The 16,645-nt window shown below is 45.9% G+C and carries 16 protein-coding genes, 1 tRNA gene, 1 rRNA gene, 1 other RNA gene and 1 other annotated feature (1 of these 20 cut by a window edge); of the genes, 14 read left to right on the forward strand and 5 right to left on the reverse strand.

The features are described 5' to 3' along the window. Positions 1-22 precede the first annotated feature (22 nt). The 5 genes from guaB to serS all read left to right on the forward strand — a co-directional run bounded on the left by guaB (position 23) and on the right by serS (position 6,264). The gene (gene guaB, locus BAMF_RS20290) at positions 23-1,489 is read left to right on the forward strand and encodes an IMP dehydrogenase (protein ID WP_003150717.1); all 1,467 of its coding nucleotides are present in this window, start codon (positions 23-25) and stop codon (positions 1,487-1,489) included. A gap of 152 nt (positions 1,490-1,641) precedes the next feature. After that, entirely contained in the window at positions 1,642-2,973 is a 1,332-nt protein-coding gene (dacA, locus tag BAMF_RS20295) for a D-alanyl-D-alanine carboxypeptidase (protein WP_013350728.1), read from the forward strand. 197 nt (positions 2,974-3,170) lie between these two features. Beyond that, positions 3,171-4,055, forward strand: coding sequence for a pyridoxal 5'-phosphate synthase lyase subunit PdxS (gene pdxS / locus BAMF_RS20300; protein ID WP_013350729.1), 885 nt, complete (start codon positions 3,171-3,173; stop codon positions 4,053-4,055). 21 nt (positions 4,056-4,076) lie between these two features. Further along, a complete protein-coding gene (pdxT, locus tag BAMF_RS20305) occupies positions 4,077-4,667 on the forward strand; it encodes a pyridoxal 5'-phosphate synthase glutaminase subunit PdxT (protein WP_013350730.1) in 591 nt (196 codons plus the stop codon). Positions 4,668-4,719: 52 nt separating this feature from the next. Beyond that, positions 4,720-4,932 (forward strand) — a binding site (T-box leader). A gap of 54 nt (positions 4,933-4,986) precedes the next feature. Continuing rightward, on the forward strand, positions 4,987-6,264 hold the full coding sequence (gene serS / locus BAMF_RS20310) for a serine--tRNA ligase (RefSeq protein ID WP_013350731.1): 1,278 nt from the start codon (positions 4,987-4,989) through the stop codon (positions 6,262-6,264). Positions 6,265-6,274: 10 nt separating this feature from the next. Here the strand turns inward: serS and BAMF_RS20315 are convergent, their stop codons facing one another. Further along, on the reverse strand, positions 6,275-7,420 hold the full coding sequence (locus BAMF_RS20315) for a glycerate kinase (RefSeq protein WP_013350732.1): 1,146 nt from the start codon (positions 7,418-7,420) through the stop codon (positions 6,275-6,277). Positions 7,421-7,638: 218 nt separating this feature from the next. Between BAMF_RS20315 and BAMF_RS20320 the strand changes: the two genes are divergently transcribed. After that, a tRNA-Ser gene (locus BAMF_RS20320) sits at positions 7,639-7,731 on the forward strand. A gap of 128 nt (positions 7,732-7,859) precedes the next feature. On the opposite strand, the gene dck is transcribed toward BAMF_RS20320, so the two are convergent. From dck to BAMF_RS20340, 4 genes are all read right to left on the reverse strand, one after another. Further along, positions 7,860-8,513 carry a deoxyadenosine/deoxycytidine kinase gene (gene dck, locus BAMF_RS20325; protein ID WP_013350733.1) on the reverse strand — a complete coding sequence of 218 codons (654 nt, stop codon included), beginning with the start codon at positions 8,511-8,513 and terminating at the stop codon, positions 7,860-7,862. Continuing rightward, entirely contained in the window at positions 8,510-9,133 is a 624-nt protein-coding gene (locus tag BAMF_RS20330) for a deoxynucleoside kinase (protein WP_013350734.1), read from the reverse strand. The genes dck and BAMF_RS20330 overlap by 4 nt, the downstream gene beginning before the upstream one ends. A 96-nt stretch (positions 9,134-9,229) precedes the next feature. After that, positions 9,230-10,519, reverse strand: a complete 1,290-nt coding sequence (locus tag BAMF_RS20335; RefSeq protein ID WP_172800824.1) for a glycoside hydrolase family 18 protein — start codon at positions 10,517-10,519, stop codon at positions 9,230-9,232. A gap of 65 nt (positions 10,520-10,584) precedes the next feature. Then, complete coding sequence (locus BAMF_RS20340; RefSeq protein WP_013350736.1) at positions 10,585-11,136, reverse strand: cysteine hydrolase family protein; 552 nt, start codon at positions 11,134-11,136, stop codon at positions 10,585-10,587. A gap of 82 nt (positions 11,137-11,218) precedes the next feature. Here BAMF_RS20340 and tadA point away from each other — a divergent pair, with 82 nt between their 5' ends. The 8 genes from tadA to BAMF_RS20375 all read left to right on the forward strand — a co-directional run. Beyond that, positions 11,219-11,701: a tRNA adenosine(34) deaminase TadA gene (gene tadA / locus BAMF_RS20345; protein WP_013350737.1), complete on the forward strand. Its 483-nt coding sequence runs from the start codon at positions 11,219-11,221 to the stop codon at positions 11,699-11,701. Between the two features lie 84 nt (positions 11,702-11,785). Then, positions 11,786-12,050: signal recognition particle sRNA large type (ffs, locus tag BAMF_RS40485), an RNA gene on the forward strand. Between the two features lie 133 nt (positions 12,051-12,183). Further along, positions 12,184-13,875: a DNA polymerase III subunit gamma/tau gene (gene dnaX, locus BAMF_RS20350; protein ID WP_013350738.1), complete on the forward strand. Its 1,692-nt coding sequence runs from the start codon at positions 12,184-12,186 to the stop codon at positions 13,873-13,875. A gap of 24 nt (positions 13,876-13,899) precedes the next feature. Further along, positions 13,900-14,223, forward strand: coding sequence for a YbaB/EbfC family nucleoid-associated protein (locus tag BAMF_RS20355; protein ID WP_003150700.1), 324 nt, complete (start codon positions 13,900-13,902; stop codon positions 14,221-14,223). 14 nt (positions 14,224-14,237) lie between these two features. Then, complete coding sequence (recR, locus tag BAMF_RS20360) at positions 14,238-14,834, forward strand: recombination protein RecR (protein ID WP_003150697.1); 597 nt, start codon at positions 14,238-14,240, stop codon at positions 14,832-14,834. Positions 14,835-14,852: 18 nt separating this feature from the next. Continuing rightward, positions 14,853-15,077, forward strand: a complete 225-nt coding sequence (locus tag BAMF_RS20365; RefSeq protein WP_013350739.1) for a YaaL family protein — start codon at positions 14,853-14,855, stop codon at positions 15,075-15,077. Between the two features lie 60 nt (positions 15,078-15,137). Continuing rightward, positions 15,138-15,401 carry a pro-sigmaK processing inhibitor BofA family protein gene (locus tag BAMF_RS20370; RefSeq protein ID WP_013350740.1) on the forward strand — a complete coding sequence of 88 codons (264 nt, stop codon included), beginning with the start codon at positions 15,138-15,140 and terminating at the stop codon, positions 15,399-15,401. 249 nt (positions 15,402-15,650) lie between these two features. After that, a 16S ribosomal RNA gene (locus BAMF_RS20375) occupies positions 15,651-16,645 on the forward strand (it continues 555 nt past the right edge of the window).

The following is a 16,645-nucleotide window of genomic DNA, read 5'->3' on the forward strand; positions in this document are numbered from 1 at the left end:
CCGAAAAGAGGGGGATTTACTAATGTGGGAAAGTAAATTTTCAAAAGAAGGCTTAACGTTCGATGATGTACTGCTCGTACCAGCTCAATCAGACGTACTTCCGCGTGATGTGGATTTGTCTGTTGAACTGACAAAAACGTTAAAGCTTAATATTCCTGTCATCAGTGCAGGAATGGATACAGTAACAGAATCAGCAATGGCGATTGCGATGGCCCGACAAGGCGGCTTGGGCATTATTCATAAAAACATGTCCATCGAACAGCAGGCTGAACATGTTGACAAAGTCAAACGTTCTGAACGGGGCGTTATTACAAATCCCTTCTTTTTAACACCTGATCATCAAGTATTCGATGCGGAGCATTTGATGGGGAAATACAGAATTTCCGGTGTTCCGATCGTAGATAATAAAGACGATCAAAAGCTGGTCGGTATCATTACAAACCGCGATCTTCGCTTTATCTCTGATTATTCAATGAAAATCAGTGATGTTATGACAAAAGAAGAGCTGGTTACGGCTCCTGTGGGAACCACATTAGACGAAGCGGAAAAAATCTTGCAGAAGCATAAAATTGAAAAACTTCCATTAGTGGATGACCAAAACAAATTAAAAGGTCTTATCACGATCAAAGATATTGAAAAGGTTATCGAATTCCCGAATTCATCTAAAGATGAACACGGACGCCTGATCGTCGGCGCTGCGGTAGGCGTGACAGGTGATACAATGACTCGTGTCAGCAAGCTTGTTGAAGCGAATGTCGACGTTATCGTGGTTGATACGGCTCACGGACATTCCAGAGGCGTACTGAACACAGTTGCGAAAATCCGTGAGACATATCCTGAATTGAACATTATCGCAGGAAATGTTGCTACGGCTGAAGCGACAAAGGCTTTGATTGAAGCCGGAGCAAACATTGTAAAAGTGGGAATCGGACCTGGATCTATCTGTACGACACGCGTCGTTGCAGGCGTAGGTGTACCGCAAATCACTGCGATTTATGATTGTGCCACTGAAGCGAGAAAACACGGCGCAACAATTATCGCGGACGGCGGTATTAAATTCTCCGGAGATATTACGAAAGCATTGGCATCCGGCGGACATGCTGTCATGCTTGGAAGCCTGCTTGCCGGTACTTCAGAAAGCCCGGGCGAAACTGAAATCTATCAAGGCAGAAGATTTAAAGTGTATCGCGGTATGGGTTCTGTCGCTGCCATGGAAAAAGGCAGTAAAGACCGATATTTCCAAGAAGAAAATAAGAAATTCGTCCCTGAAGGTATCGAAGGACGGACTCCGTACAAAGGTCCTGTAGAAGAAACAGTGTATCAGCTTGTCGGCGGTCTTCGTTCAGGTATGGGATATTGCGGTTCAAAAGACTTGCGCGCTTTAAGAGAAGAAGCTCAATTTATCCGTATGACAGGAGCAGGTCTTCGCGAAAGCCATCCGCATGATGTCCAAATCACGAAGGAATCACCAAACTACACAATCTCATAATTGTTACAAATAAAAAACATTTGACAGGGTCGCTGACTCTGTCTATTTTTTTTATATCGAGTGTGATAAAATTTATAATGTTGTGTTTTGAAGTTGAATATGTCCTTAACGGCTTAATTATAGATTTAAAATGAATGACGGAGGTCGTAAGATTGAACATCACGAAATGGAAACAGATGTTGGTGTCATTAGTGGTACTGGCACTGACCGCAACTTGCTTTGTTCCGATGTCTAAAGCGGAAGCAGCCGGCAATGACCCGATTGATGTCAATGCATCAGCTGCGATAATGATTGAGGCTTCATCGGGGAAAATTTTATACAGTAAAAATGCAGACAAAAGATTGCCGATTGCCAGCATGACAAAAATGATGACTGAATATCTGCTTCTGGAAGCCATTAAAGAAGGAAAAGTGAAATGGGACCAAACGTATACTCCTGATGATTATGTCTATGAAATCTCTCAAGACAACAGTTTATCAAACGTCCCTCTCCGGAAAGACGGCAAATACACAGTCAAAGAACTGTACCAAGCTATGGCGATTTACTCTGCTAACGGAGCCGCGATCGCTGTTGCCGAAATTCTTGCCGGAACTGAAACAAAATTTGTCGCCAAAATGAATGCGAAAGCCAAAGAACTAGGCATGACAAACTATGACTTTAAAAATTCCACCGGTCTTGTGAATGAAGACCTTCACGGCAAACAGCCGCAAGGGGAAGGCGTTAAAGAAGAGAGTGAAGTTTCTGCTAAAGACATGGCGCTTCTTGCAGACCGCCTGATCACTGATTATCCGGAAGTTCTGAAAACAACAAGCATTGCTAAGACGAAATTCAGAGCGGGCACAGATGATGAAATGGACATGCCGAACTGGAACTTCATGTTAAAAGGCCTTGTTTCTGAATATCCCGGCGTTGACGGCTTAAAAACAGGTTCTACTGATTCTGCGGGATCTTGTTTTACAAGCACCGCACAGCGGAACGGAATGCGGGTCATCACCGTTGTATTAAACGCAAAAGGCAACCTGCATACCGGACGTTTTGATGAAACCAAAAAAATGCTCGATTACGCATTTAACAGCAATTTCTCAATGAAAGATCTTTACCCTGAAGGCTCTCAAGTAAAAGGGCACAAAACGATTGACGTTGACAAAGGGAAAGACAAGCAAGTCGATATTGTTACTGATAAGGCACTTTCTATTCCTGTGAAAAGCGGGGATGAAAAGAACTATAAAGCTGAAGTGACTTTAGATAAAAAAGAAATCACGGCTCCTGTGAAAAAAGGGACGAAAGTCGGAACGCTGACAGTTACATACAAAGGCAGTGACAAAGACTACGGCTTCCTCAAATCCAAAGAGTTCAGCGTGAATCTTGTAACGAAAAATGATGTAGATAAAGCAAACTGGTTTGTTCAGATGATGCGCGGCATCGGAGGCTTCTTCTCCGGAATCTGGAACAGTGCCGTTGATACGGTAACAGGCTGGTTTTAAGAAATAAGAAAGAGCTCTGATGAAAGTTAGGGCTCTTTTGCTTAATATACTGAAAAAACCAAATTGTTAGTAAAAAAATGATATCTATCTCTTTCATCTCGCTGTAAAATGAGAATATCCATATGAAATATTGTATTTCTGGGATACAATAAGAGATAGAAATTATCTAATCATACATTGACTAGGGGGACCAAATAATGGCTCAAACAGGTACTGACCGTGTAAAACGCGGAATGGCGGAAATGCAAAAAGGCGGCGTCATCATGGACGTTGTAAATGCTGAACAAGCGAAGATTGCCGAAGAGGCGGGAGCTGTTGCCGTAATGGCGTTAGAACGTGTTCCGGCTGATATTCGCGCTGCCGGCGGTGTTGCCCGCATGGCTGACCCGACGATCGTTGAAGAAGTAATGAATGCTGTATCCATTCCCGTAATGGCAAAAGCGCGTATCGGACATATCGTTGAAGCGCGTGTCCTTGAAGCAATGGGAGTAGATTATATCGATGAAAGTGAAGTCCTGACTCCTGCTGACGAAGAATTTCATTTAAATAAAAATGAATATACTGTTCCGTTCGTATGTGGATGCCGTGATCTTGGCGAAGCAACGCGCCGTATCGCTGAAGGAGCGTCCATGCTTCGTACAAAAGGCGAACCGGGAACAGGAAACATTGTGGAAGCTGTCCGCCATATGAGAAAAGTAAACGCGCAAGTGCGCAAAGTTGTGGCGATGAGCAATGATGAGCTGATGACTGAAGCTAAAAACCTCGGTGCTCCTTATGAACTGCTTCTTCAAATTAAGCGTGACGGCAAATTGCCTGTTGTCAACTTTGCTGCCGGCGGAGTGGCGACGCCTGCTGATGCGGCATTGATGATGCAGCTTGGCGCTGATGGCGTATTTGTCGGTTCAGGTATTTTCAAATCGGACAATCCTGCTAAATTCGCTAAAGCAATTGTTGAAGCAACGACTCACTACACAGATTACAAACTGATTGCTGAGCTTTCTAAAGAATTGGGCACAGCAATGAAAGGAATCGAAATCTCAAATCTATTGCCGGAACAGCGTATGCAAGAACGCGGCTGGTAAAACCATAGGAGAGCTGGAAGCATGTTAACAATTGGTGTACTTGGACTTCAAGGAGCAGTAAGAGAACATATTCGTTCAATTGAAGCATGTGGTTCAAAAGGTGTCGTGATTAAGCGTCCTGAACAGCTGAATGACATCGACGGCTTAATCCTGCCGGGCGGGGAAAGCACGACTATGCGGCGTTTAATGGATACGTATCATTTTATGGAGCCGCTTCGCGAGTTTGCCGCCCAGGGAAAACCGATGTTCGGCACATGCGCCGGTCTGATTATCTTAGCCAAAGAGATTGCGGGAACGGATAATGCTCATTTAGGGCTGTTAAACGTTGTTGTCGAGCGTAATTCTTTTGGCCGTCAGGTCGACAGCTTTGAGGCTGATCTAACGATTAAAGGCCTTGATGAGCCGTTTACTGGTGTATTTATTCGCGCGCCGCATATTTTAGAAGCCGGAGAAGATGTTGAAGTGCTTTGTGAACATAACGGACGCATCGTGGCTGCAAAACAAGGCCATTTCCTCGGCTGCTCGTTCCATCCTGAATTGACGGATGATCACCGAGTGACAGAGCTGTTTGTGAAAATGGCGGAAAAGCATAAGCAGGAAACAGCTGTATAAAACAGTTGAAAACCGCTGATACTTATAGTACATTATAAACACAAATAAAGATCGAAAAGCGTTGACAGGAAGCAGTAGGAAGCCCCTCTTTCAAAGAGAGCCGATGGGTGGTGCGAATCGGTGAAAGATGCTCTCCGAATCCGTCCTTGAGCGAAATGCTGAAAACAAGTAGGCATTTACGGGAAAACCGTTATGGGTTAAAGCGGGAAGCAAGTGTGAGCTTGTTTTCAATCAGGGTGGCAACGCGAGAGCTCTCGTCCCTTTTAGGGGATGAGGGCTCTTTTTTATTTTCGATAAAAACAGATAGGAGTTGTTAGGCATGATTGACACGAAGGTGCTGAGAGCCAATTTTCAAGAAGTAAAAGCGAAGCTCATTCCAAAAGGCGAAGACTTATCTGACTTTGATAAGTTTGAAGAGCTTGATGAAAAAAGAAGAGAGCTTATCGGGAAAGTAGAAGAGCTGAAGGGAAAACGCAATGAAGTTTCTCAGCAGGTCGCCGTTTTGAAGCGGGAGAAAAAAGACGCTGATCATATTATTAAAGAGATGCGTGAAGTAGGCGAAGAAATTAAGAAGCTTGATGAAGAGCTTCGCACGGTTGAAACGACACTCGAAACCATCCTTCTGTCTATTCCGAACATCCCGCACGATTCAGTGCCTGTCGGGGAAACAGAAGATGATAACATTGAAATTCGCAAGTGGGGAGAGGCACCGGCATTTTCTTATGAGCCGAAACCGCATTGGGATATCGCTGACCACCTGAACATTCTTGATTTTGAACGCGCTTCAAAAGTAACGGGAAGCCGGTTTGTGTTTTATAAAGGATTAGGGGCCCGTCTCGAACGCGCACTCTACAACTTTATGCTCGATCTTCACGTTGACGAATATCATTACACGGAAGTCATTCCTCCTTATATGGTAAACCGTACGAGCATGACAGGTACGGGGCAGCTTCCTAAATTTGAAGAGGATGCTTTTAAAATCAGGGAAGAGGATTATTTCTTAATTCCGACGGCGGAAGTGCCGATTACAAATATGCATCGCGATGAAATCTTATCCGATGATGCATTGCCGATCAATTATGCGGCGTTCAGCGCTTGCTTCCGTTCAGAAGCGGGATCTGCCGGCCGTGATACACGCGGTTTGATCCGCCAGCATCAATTCAACAAGGTTGAGCTTGTGAAATTCGTGAAGCCGGAAGATTCTTATGAGGAGCTTGAGAAATTGACAAATCAAGCTGAGCGGGTGCTTCAGCTGCTCGAACTTCCGTATCGTGTCATGAGCATGTGTACCGGTGATCTGGGCTTTACAGCTGCGAAAAAGTACGATATTGAGGTATGGATTCCAAGCCAAGACACATACCGTGAAATTTCTTCTTGCAGCAACTTTGAAGCGTTCCAGGCAAGACGAGCAAACATTCGATTCAGACGCGAAGCGAAAGGCAAGCCTGAGCATGTGCATACGTTAAACGGTTCAGGTCTGGCAGTCGGCAGAACAGTAGCTGCCATCTTGGAAAACTACCAGCAGGAAGACGGAAGTGTCGTCATTCCGGAAGTGCTTCGTCCTTATATGGGAAATAAAGAAGTCATCAAACCGTAAAAGGTGCGCCCTAGAGGCGCGCCTTTTTTGCTGTTTGGTATAAAGCGGCGACATTCCGGGCTGTGCTTTCAAGGTTAAAACGGCCTGATTCTAAAGCATCTTCAAGACTTACAGCGCCAGGCACGATAGAAAACACAGCGGTGATTCCTCTGTTGTATACATGTTCAAAGTCTTTGCCTAAGGAACCCGCCAATGCGATAACGGGAATTTCTTGAGCGGATGCGCGTGCGGCGATTCCCGCGGGGGTTTTGCCGAATATCGTTTGTCCGTCAATCTGTCCCTCTCCGGTGATTACAAGGTCAGCGCCTTTTATCTGATCTGAAAAGGACAGTGTATCTAATACAACGTCGATACCTCTTTGAAGTTCTGCTTGTAAGAAGGCAATCAGTCCTGCCCCTAAACCTCCTGCGGCACCCGCACCTTTTACAGAATCCGCTTCAATATCGTGTTGCCGTCTCAATACATCAGCGAAATGGCGCAAATTGCTATCCAATACCATTTTTGTCTCCTCGGACGCCCCTTTTTGCGGGCCAAAGACATATGACGCCCCATTTTCGCCGGTCAGGGGATTTTCGACATCGCAGGCGGCACGAATACGAATGTGCTTCAGGTCAGGGGAGAGACCGCTTATATCAATAGAAGCCAGGGTGTGCAAAGAGCCTCCGCCGTCAGGTATCTCCTGACCTTCCTCATTTAAGAAACGCACACCGAGCGCACTCGCCATTCCTGTCCCGGCGTCATTGGTGGCGCTTCCCCCAAGACCGATTATGATCTCACTCGCCCCGCGGGAAGCTGCATCTGCTATCAGTTCACCCGTTCCTCTTGTGGTCGTGTTCAACGGATCTCTGAGATGACGGGGAACGAGATGGAGTCCCGAAGCTTCCGCCATTTCAATGACTGCCGTGCGCCCGTCTCCCAGAAGTCCGTATGCGGCAATTACCGGTGTTCCCAGCGGGCCGGTCACAGTTTTTTTGATAATGCTTCCGCCGGTGGCATCCGTTAAAGCCTGAACGGTTCCTTCTCCGCCGTCAGCCACGGGTATCTTGATATATTCCGCGTCAGGGAAGACCGCTTTGAATCCTTTCTCGATGCTGTCGGCGGCTTCTTTTGATGTCATGCTTTCTTTAAAAGAATCCGGTGCAATTATGACTTTCATTGTGTTCTCCACCTTTATGAGCAGGTTTATCTATTTCAATCTATTCTTGGTTTTCACTGTTTTTCCTGCCCGTATGACATACTGAGGTTGATTTGGAGACAAGACTTTTGTATGATAGTAAAGCTGACGGAAAAGCCGTTTAAGAAAAGAAATAAAAAAATATGAAAAAGCGCTTGACTGAAATTTAGGTCATGTGGTATATTATTAAATGTCGATACGGAGGAATACCCAAGTCCGGCTGAAGGGATCGGTCTTGAAAACCGACAGGGGTGTCAAAGCCCGCGGGGGTTCGAATCCCTCTTCCTCCGCCATATTGATTTTAAACCTAATGAAACTCGAGCATATATTGGAGATTGTTTTGTCCGCTGCATTTGATGCAGCGGATTTTTTATATGCAAAAAAGCGATTTTCTCTTTTGGGGAAAATCGCTTTATTATTTTTATTTCTTTCTGTTTTCATTGATCACGTGACTGATTTTTTCGATCAAAGGTTCCAGTGACTGTTCATCAGCTTCAAGATCATAATCTTCAATGCGTACTTTCAGCACAGGGCAGGCGTTAAAACCGCTGATCCAGTCCTCGTACCGCGTATACATCTCTTCCCAATAGGCACGGTTGGTCTGCAGCTCCATCTCACGGCCCCGCTTTTCAATCCGCTCTATAATGTTTTCAAGATCGCCTTCTAAATAGATCAAAACATCAGGATGCGGGAAGTATGGCGTCATGACCATGGCCTCAAAAAGGCTTGTGTATGTTTTGTAATCTGTCAGCGACATGGTTCCTTTATCGGCATGCATTTTTGCGAATATGCCTGTATCTTCATAAATCGAACGGTCCTGCACGAATCCTCCGCCTGATTCAAACATGTTTTTCTGCTCCTTGAACCGCTCGGCCAGAAAATAAATTTGCAAATGAAAGCTCCAGCGTTCAAAGTCATGATAAAACTTCTCTAAATAAGGGTTTTCATCCACTTCTTCAAGTGAGGTATTAAACCCGAGGCGTTTTGCTAAAGCTTTGGTTAAAGTCGATTTTCCGACTCCTACCGTTCCCGCTACTGTTATAATGGCGTTGTTTGGAATGTGAATATCTTTCATTTAATAAGCTCCTTTACCTGACGGGCAATTCTTTCATAGTCTGTCTTATTCAAAACAAAGTCTTCAGTATCACCATCAATAGTCAGTACAGATATATCCGGATCTTCTTCCTGAAGCTGTCTGATGGCGGTATCGTAATCTGCAATGAGACGTTCCAGATATTGATGTTCGATATTTTTCTCAAACGGGCGCCCGCGTTTTTCGATGCGTTGAAGCAATGTCGGCAGGCTTGCCTTTATGTATACAATGACATTCGGCTTCGGCAAGTCGTGAGTGAGCAGATGATAAATCTGCTTATATTTCTCAAGCTTTTGTCCGTGCAATGTGCGTTCTGCGAAAATAACATTTTTATAAATATGATAATCGGACAAAACGGGCTGTCCTTGTTTTAAATAATCCCGATCAGTGTCTTCAAGCTGTTTATACCTGTGACAGAGAAAAAACATTTCAAGCTGAAAACTCCACTCCTCGATATTATCATAGAACTTATCGAGATACGGGTTGTCTTCCACAATCTCATTAATCATAGGAAAACCGAGCTCTTCAGAAAGCATAGAAGCGAGTGTCGTTTTTCCTGCCCCGATAGGACCTTCTACCGCGATAAAAGGGGCTCTGTTCATTGAAAATCCTCCTTAATTCTGCAAACATCCGTCAGCTGCCGGCCTTTATATTGTATCACACTCTCAGAAACGCCCATGAAAAAAAGACGCTTCCAATTAACGAAACGTCTCTTTCACAATATGGAATTGATCTCCGAGCAAAAGCCAGTTTTGCGGGAAGGAGAGGCCGAGTTTCCAATAGCTGATTCCTCTTAAATGAAGTTCTTTAATTAAATTAAATTTCGCCTGAATGGAGCGGGCGTCTTCAAACCATACTTCATGCTGTTTCTGATTTTCAGCCGTGTATCGAAAGAAGGGAGCCTGGGCGGTTTCGTTATATTGAATGTCGACTTTATAGCGTGCGGCCAGAGCGATCGCCTGCTGAGGACTGACGGCTTTCGCTGTCGTTCCCTGTTTAAAAGGCAGTGTCCAATCGTAGCCGTACATGTTCTGTCCCATGACGATTTTGGAAGAAGGCATTTCTGTCAGCGCGTACTCAATGACATTCCTTACAGGGCCGATTGGTGATACGGCCTGAGCCGGGCCTCCGCTGTACCCCCACTCATATGTCATGATCACGACAAAATCGACGATTTCTCCATGTGCCCTATAGTCATGTGCTTCATACCATTTGCCGGCCTGGGTCGCACTCGTTTTCGGAGCAAGCGCCGTTGAAATCTTCCAGCCTTCCCGATGAAAAATCGTTCTCGCTTCACGTAAAAAACGATTGTAGGCTTCTCTGTCCTGAGGACGCAAATATTCGAAATCAAAATGAATATCGCGGAAGCCGTGCTTTTTGGCCGTGGAGACGATTTCCTGAAAGAGCTTTGTTTTCACCGTATTATCATTTAAGATGAGCCGCCCGAGTTCATCGCTGAATGCGTCATTTTCAAGGTTGGTGATGATCATCATCAATGTGGTGTTGTGCCTGTCGGCGATACTTTTTAAATTGGTCAGGGGCGGTTCTTTTAAAGTCCCGTTCCGCTGCACCTGAAAACTGAATGCGCCGAGGTATGTTAAATAAGGTGAGGCCTCTCTTGCTGCCTGCTGCAGATTAGCGCTTACGCTCGTTCCCCGCGGTTCTATATATGCATTTGATTCGATATCGGGCTTATTCGTCTGCTCCGGAATATACAGGCGGGTCCCGACTTGCACTGTGGAGCTGAGCTGAATTCCGTTCACCCTCGCAAGCTCCGCGGCCGATATATGAAAACGGCCGGCGATTGCCGCAAGAGTATCGCCTTGTCTCACCTCGTAATATTGTCCCTCGATCGGAATGACAAGGGTTTGTCCGACAACCAATGTATTGGGATTAGGCAGTTTATTTGCTTCCGCAATGACATTTGCGGCAATCCGGTAGCGCGCCGCAATAGCAGAAAGTGTGTCGCCCCGTTTCACTACATAAATCTGAATGAAAAACGCCTCCTTTCATATCCGCTATCAAATGTATGAAAAAAGGAGGCTGATCATGTTTATTTTTCGGAGGTAATTTGTTTTTCGGTGGTTATTTCCGCGAAGAGTACATTTTCCATCATGGTCAAAGCGAAATCATTGTCTTCGTCGTTATTGGAAGCGGTGCAGTCTTTCGGGATGGCAATGCTGTATTCCCGCATATAAGCGTCGTTAGCCGTGAACAGCACGCAAATATTACCGGCAATCCCCGTGATCATTAATTGATTCACTTTTAATTCGGTCAGAAGGGTGTGAAGCGCCGTTTCGTAAAATGCGGAATGCTTCGGTTTAATCAGAAAATAATCATCCGGCTGAGGTGAAATATCTTCTATAATGTCGGCGCTTATGTCATTGCTGCATTCCTCCCTGATGGCATCAATATCAGCCTTCCAAAGCCCGTAATGATCATTAATATAAATAATCGGCCAGTTGTTTTGTTTTGCATGCTTCTTTAATGATAAAATACGGGGGACAATTTGTTTGGTTTTTTCAGCAAGACGTTCGCCCATATCAAATTGAAAATTATTGATCATATCGACAATCAGAAGGGCTGTGTTGTTAGGTTCAGTCAATACCGGCAACTCCTTTCTGCTGAGGTATTCTTATTTTAACCTTTATGAGACATGAAAAAACTTAAGAAGAGAGCTTGAACCGATGAATGATGAATATTATATGAGAGAAGCCATAAAAGAAGCGAAGAAAGCAGAAGCGAAAGGGGAAGTGCCGATCGGAGCCGTCCTTGTTCTGCACGATGAGATCGTGGCGCGGGCGCATAATCTGCGGGAGACGGAACAGCGCTCACTTGCCCACGCGGAAATGCTGGCGATAGACGAAGCGTGCCGCAAGCTGGGAACATGGAGACTTGAGGACGCCGTTCTTTATGTCACTTTAGAGCCGTGCCCGATGTGTGCGGGAGCCGTCGTGCTTTCCAGAGTCGATAAGGTCGTGTTCGGCGCATTTGATCCCAAGGGAGGCTGTACAGGAACGCTGATGAACCTTTTGCAGGAGGAACGGTTCAACCACCAAGCGGAAGTGGTGAGCGGAGTGCTCGAAGAAGAGTGCGGAGAAATGCTCAGCGCTTTTTTCAGAAAGCTGCGCCGGCAAAAGAAAGATAAGAGGAAAAAGTTGTCTGATTAGTACGGTTGCATTTTCTGCCTGAAGCAGATATACTTATGTGTGCATCATAAATGGTGCGCATATAAAAATTTGATATTTATTTTGCCGTGCTAAGCGGGGAGGTAGCGGTGCCCTGTACCCGCAATCCGCTCTAGCGGGGCCGAATCCCTTCTCGAGGTTCGTTTACTGTAAGGCCTGCCTTAAGTAAGTGGCGTTGACGTCTGGGTCCTGCGCAATGGGAATTCATGAACCATGTCAGGTCCGGAAGGAAGCAGCATTAAGTGAAACCTCTCATGTGCCGCAGGGTTGCCTGGGCTGAGCTAACTGCTTAAGTAACGCTTAGGGTAGCGAATCGACAGAAGGTGCACGGTAAATCAATCATCAAATTTCAGACTCACCTGTTTATGGCAGGTGAGTTTTTTCGTATATGAAAAACGGGTTTTGGCGTTAAAAGCCCGTTCATGTATAATAAACATGATGAATAACAGAGGAGGGCGCATCCTGTGGGTTACCAAGCTTTATATCGAGTATTTAGGCCTCAGCAGTTTGAAGATGTGGTCGGACAGGAACACATTACGAAAACGCTGCAAAATGCCCTTTTGCAAAAGAAATTTTCTCATGCATATCTGTTTTCTGGACCACGAGGAACGGGAAAAACCAGTGCAGCTAAAATATTTGCGAAAGCAGTCAACTGTGAGCACGCCCCTGTAGAAGAACCGTGCAATGAATGCGCGGCGTGCAAGGGGATCACAAACGGCTCTATATCAGATGTGATCGAAATAGATGCGGCGTCGAATAACGGCGTAGACGAAATCCGCGACATCCGTGACAAAGTAAAATTCGCCCCGTCGGCCGTCACTTACAAGGTATATATTATAGATGAGGTGCATATGCTCTCTATCGGCGCATTCAACGCGCTTCTGAAAACGCTGGAAGAACCGCCGGCACATTGCATTTTCATATTAGCTACGACTGAGCCTCATAAGATTCCTTTAACCATTATCTCCAGATGTCAGCGTTTTGACTTCAAACGGATTACATCCCAAGCAATTGTCGGACGAATGAAGATAATCGTCGATGCAGAGCAGCTGAAGGTGGAAGAAGGCGCCCTTGATATCATAGCGAGTGCTGCGGACGGGGGAATGAGGGACGCGCTGAGCCTGCTCGATCAAGCCGTATCATTCAGCGGCGATGAGCTGGCGGTGGATGACGCATTGCTCATTACCGGGGCCGTTTCCCAGCACTATATTGGAAAACTGGCATCCGCTCTTCACCGCAAACAGGTTTCCGAGGCGTTGGAAACACTGAATGAATTACTCCAGCAGGGGAAAGATGCGGCCAAACTGATTGAAGATATGATCTTTTATTTCAGGGATATGCTCTTGTACCAGGCTGCTCCCGATTTAGAAGGAGTCCTGGAGAAGGTGAAGGTCGATGAAATGTTCCGGGATCTGAGCGGTGAAATACCGGCCCCCGCTTTATATGAGATGATTGATATCCTGAATAAAAGCCATCAGGAAATGAAGTGGACGAACCACCCAAGAATCTTTTTTGAAGTGGCTGTCGTGAAAATATGCCAGACGGCGCAGCAGTCCGGCGCAGACATCCCTGAGGTCGGCATGCTGATGAATAAGATCCAGCAGCTTGAGCAGGAAGTGGAAAGGCTGAAAACCTCCGGTGTGAAAGTTCAGGCGGAAAGCGCTCCGAAAGAAGCCCCGCGTCCTCAAAAAGGCGGAAAAAGCCATTACAAAGCTCCGGTCGGACGAATCCATGAAATATTGAAGGAAGCCACAAGACCTGACCTTGAACAGCTTAAAAGCAGCTGGGGCAAGCTGCTGGCACACCTGAAACAGCAGAATAAGGTGTCCCATGCGGCTCTTTTGAATGACAGTGAACCGGTGGCCGCTGCCCAGAAGGCATTTGTGCTTAAATTTAAATACGAAATCCATTGTAAAATGGTTGCCGAAGACAATAACGGAGTCCGTACGAATCTTGAACAGATTCTCGAATCAATGCTCGGGAAAAGAATGGATTTGATTGGCGTTCCGGAAGCACAATGGGGTAAAATAAGAGAAGAATTTTTAAATGATCATCAGCAGGAAAGTGAAGGATCAAACGAACCGGCTGAAGAAGATCCGCTTATTGCAGAGGCGAAAAAACTTGTCGGAGCGGATTTAATCGAAATAAAAGACTAATGAGATGAAAGAGAGTGATTGAATATGCGTGGCGGAATGGGAAACATGCAAAAAATGATGAAACAGATGCAAAAAATGCAAAAGGATATGGCTAAGGCTCAGGAGGAGCTTGCTGAAAAAGTGCTTGAAGGCACAGCGGGCGGCGGAATGGTGACTGTAAAGGTTAACGGTCAAAAAGAAGTTGTAGACGTTGCGATTAAAGAAGAAGTTGTTGATCCGGAAGACATCGAAATGCTTCAGGACCTGGTTCTTGCTGCGACAAACGACGCCCTCAAAAAAGTGGATGACATGACGAATGAGACAATGGGACAATTTACAAAAGGAATGAACATACCGGGTTTATTCTAGGGGGATAAATAAACATGCAGTATCCTGAACCAATATCAAAGCTGATTGACAGCTTTATGAAATTGCCAGGGATCGGACCGAAAACAGCGGTTCGTCTGGCTTTTTTTGTTCTAGGTATGAAAGAAGACACAGTATTGGATTTTGCTAAGGCGCTTGTCAATGCGAAGCGGAATCTGACATATTGCTCGATTTGCGGACATATTACAGATCAGGACCCTTGTTATATATGCGAGGATACAAGAAGAGATAAGTCTGTTATTTGTGTCGTGCAGGACCCTAAAGATGTTATTGCAATGGAGAAAATGAAGGAATATAACGGCCAGTATCATGTGCTTCACGGCGCGATTTCTCCAATGGACGGCATCGGCCCGGAGGATATTAAGATTCCGGAACTGCTGAAGCGCCTTCAGGATGACCAAGTGACAGAAGTTATTCTCGCAACCAACCCTAATATTGAAGGGGAAGCAACAGCGATGTATATATCGAGGCTGTTAAAGCCCTCAGGCATCAAGCTCTCCCGTATTGCCCACGGCCTGCCCGTCGGCGGCGATTTGGAATATGCTGATGAGGTCACTCTTTCAAAAGCGCTTGAAGGAAGACGTGAATTGTAAGGGAGGAAATGGCGAGGCATGGGTTTTCTTCGCAGAAATACATTAAGAAAAGAGTTTGACGAAAAGCTGATTGAACAGCTCTTTAAACAAAAGGAAGAATGGAACAGACAGAAGAGTCTGGTCGATAAAAGTCTTGAGCCCTCGGCTGAGGTGCTGTTTGAGCTGAAAGTCGCTGAATCTAAGTATTTTTTTTATTTGAAAGAAGCGAAGCAGCGGAATTTAAAAATGAGCAGGTGGAAGTAAGAGGTCTATTCTCCGGGATCTTCTCATAAGCTTGTACTAAACAAGCGAGGGGGAAGATTCATGGAGCCTTTTTTCATTATCGGTTTAATTGTCGGTCTGGTTGCTTTGCTTTTTTTATGGGGAGTATCTCCAAAGCCAGTAAGATGGATTGGTTTGACTGCCATTAAGTTTATTGCTGGTGCGATTCTTCTGGTGGGTGTGAATTTGTTCGGCGGGAGTCTCGGCATTCATATTCCTGTTAATCTGGTTACAACCGGTGTCAGCGGGATTTTAGGAATCCCCGGCATCGCTGCTTTAATCGTCATTAAACGCTTCATCATTTAATTTGTCGATTATTGTTGACATGATGGATGAAGGGTGATATTCTAATATACGTCGCTGATGACGAAACAGATTCTCGAAAAAAGAATTTAAAAAAGTTATTGACGATGATAACAACGATATGATATAATAATTAAGTCGCTTCGAGAGAAGTGAACAAAGTTCTTTGAAAACTAAACAAGACAAAACGTACCTGTTAATTCAAAGTTTTAAATAAATCGCACAGCGATGTGCGTAGTCAGTCAAACTACTTTATCGGAGAGTTTGATCCTGGCTCAGGACGAACGCTGGCGCCGTGCCTAATACATGCAAGTCGAGCGGACAGATGGGAGCTTGCTCCCTGATGTTAGCGGCGGACGGGTGAGTAACACGTGGGTAACCTGCCTGTAAGACTGGGATAACTCCGGGAAACCGGGGCTAATACCGGATGCTTGTTTGAACCGCATGGTTCAGACATAAAAGGTGGCTTCGGCTACCACTTACAGATGGACCCGCGGCGCATTAGCTAGTTGGTGAGGTAACGGCTCACCAAGGCGACGATGCGTAGCCGACCTGAGAGGGTGATCGGCCACACTGGGACTGAGACACGGCCCAGACTCCTACGGGAGGCAGCAGTAGGGAATCTTCCGCAATGGACGAAAGTCTGACGGAGCAACGCCGCGTGAGTGATGAAGGTTTTCGGATCGTAAAGCTCTGTTGTTAGGGAAGAACAAGTGCCGTTCAAATAGGGCGGCACCTTGACGGTACCTAACCAGAAAGCCACGGCTAACTACGTGCCAGCAGCCGCGGTAATACGTAGGTGGCAAGCGTTGTCCGGAATTATTGGGCGTAAAGGGCTCGCAGGCGGTTTCTTAAGTCTGATGTGAAAGCCCCCGGCTCAACCGGGGAGGGTCATTGGAAACTGGGGAACTTGAGTGCAGAAGAGGAGAGTGGAATTCCACGTGTAGCGGTGAAATGCGTAGAGATGTGGAGGAACACCAGTGGCGAAGGCGACTCTCTGGTCTGTAACTGACGCTGAGGAGCGAAAGCGTGGGGAGCGAACAGGATTAGATACCCTGGTAGTCCACGCCGTAAACGATGAGTGCTAAGTGTTAGGGGGTTTCCGCCCCTTAGTGCTGCAGCTAACGCATTAAGCACTCCGCCTGGGGAGTACGGTCGCAAGACTGAAACTCAAAGGAATTGACGGGGGCCCGCACAAGCGGTGGAGCATGTGGTTTAATTCGAAGCAACGCGAAGAACCTTACCAG

Origin of the sequence: Bacillus amyloliquefaciens DSM 7 = ATCC 23350 (assembly GCF_000196735.1) — a bacterium.
In the GTDB taxonomy this organism is placed as follows: domain Bacteria; phylum Bacillota; class Bacilli; order Bacillales; family Bacillaceae; genus Bacillus; species Bacillus amyloliquefaciens.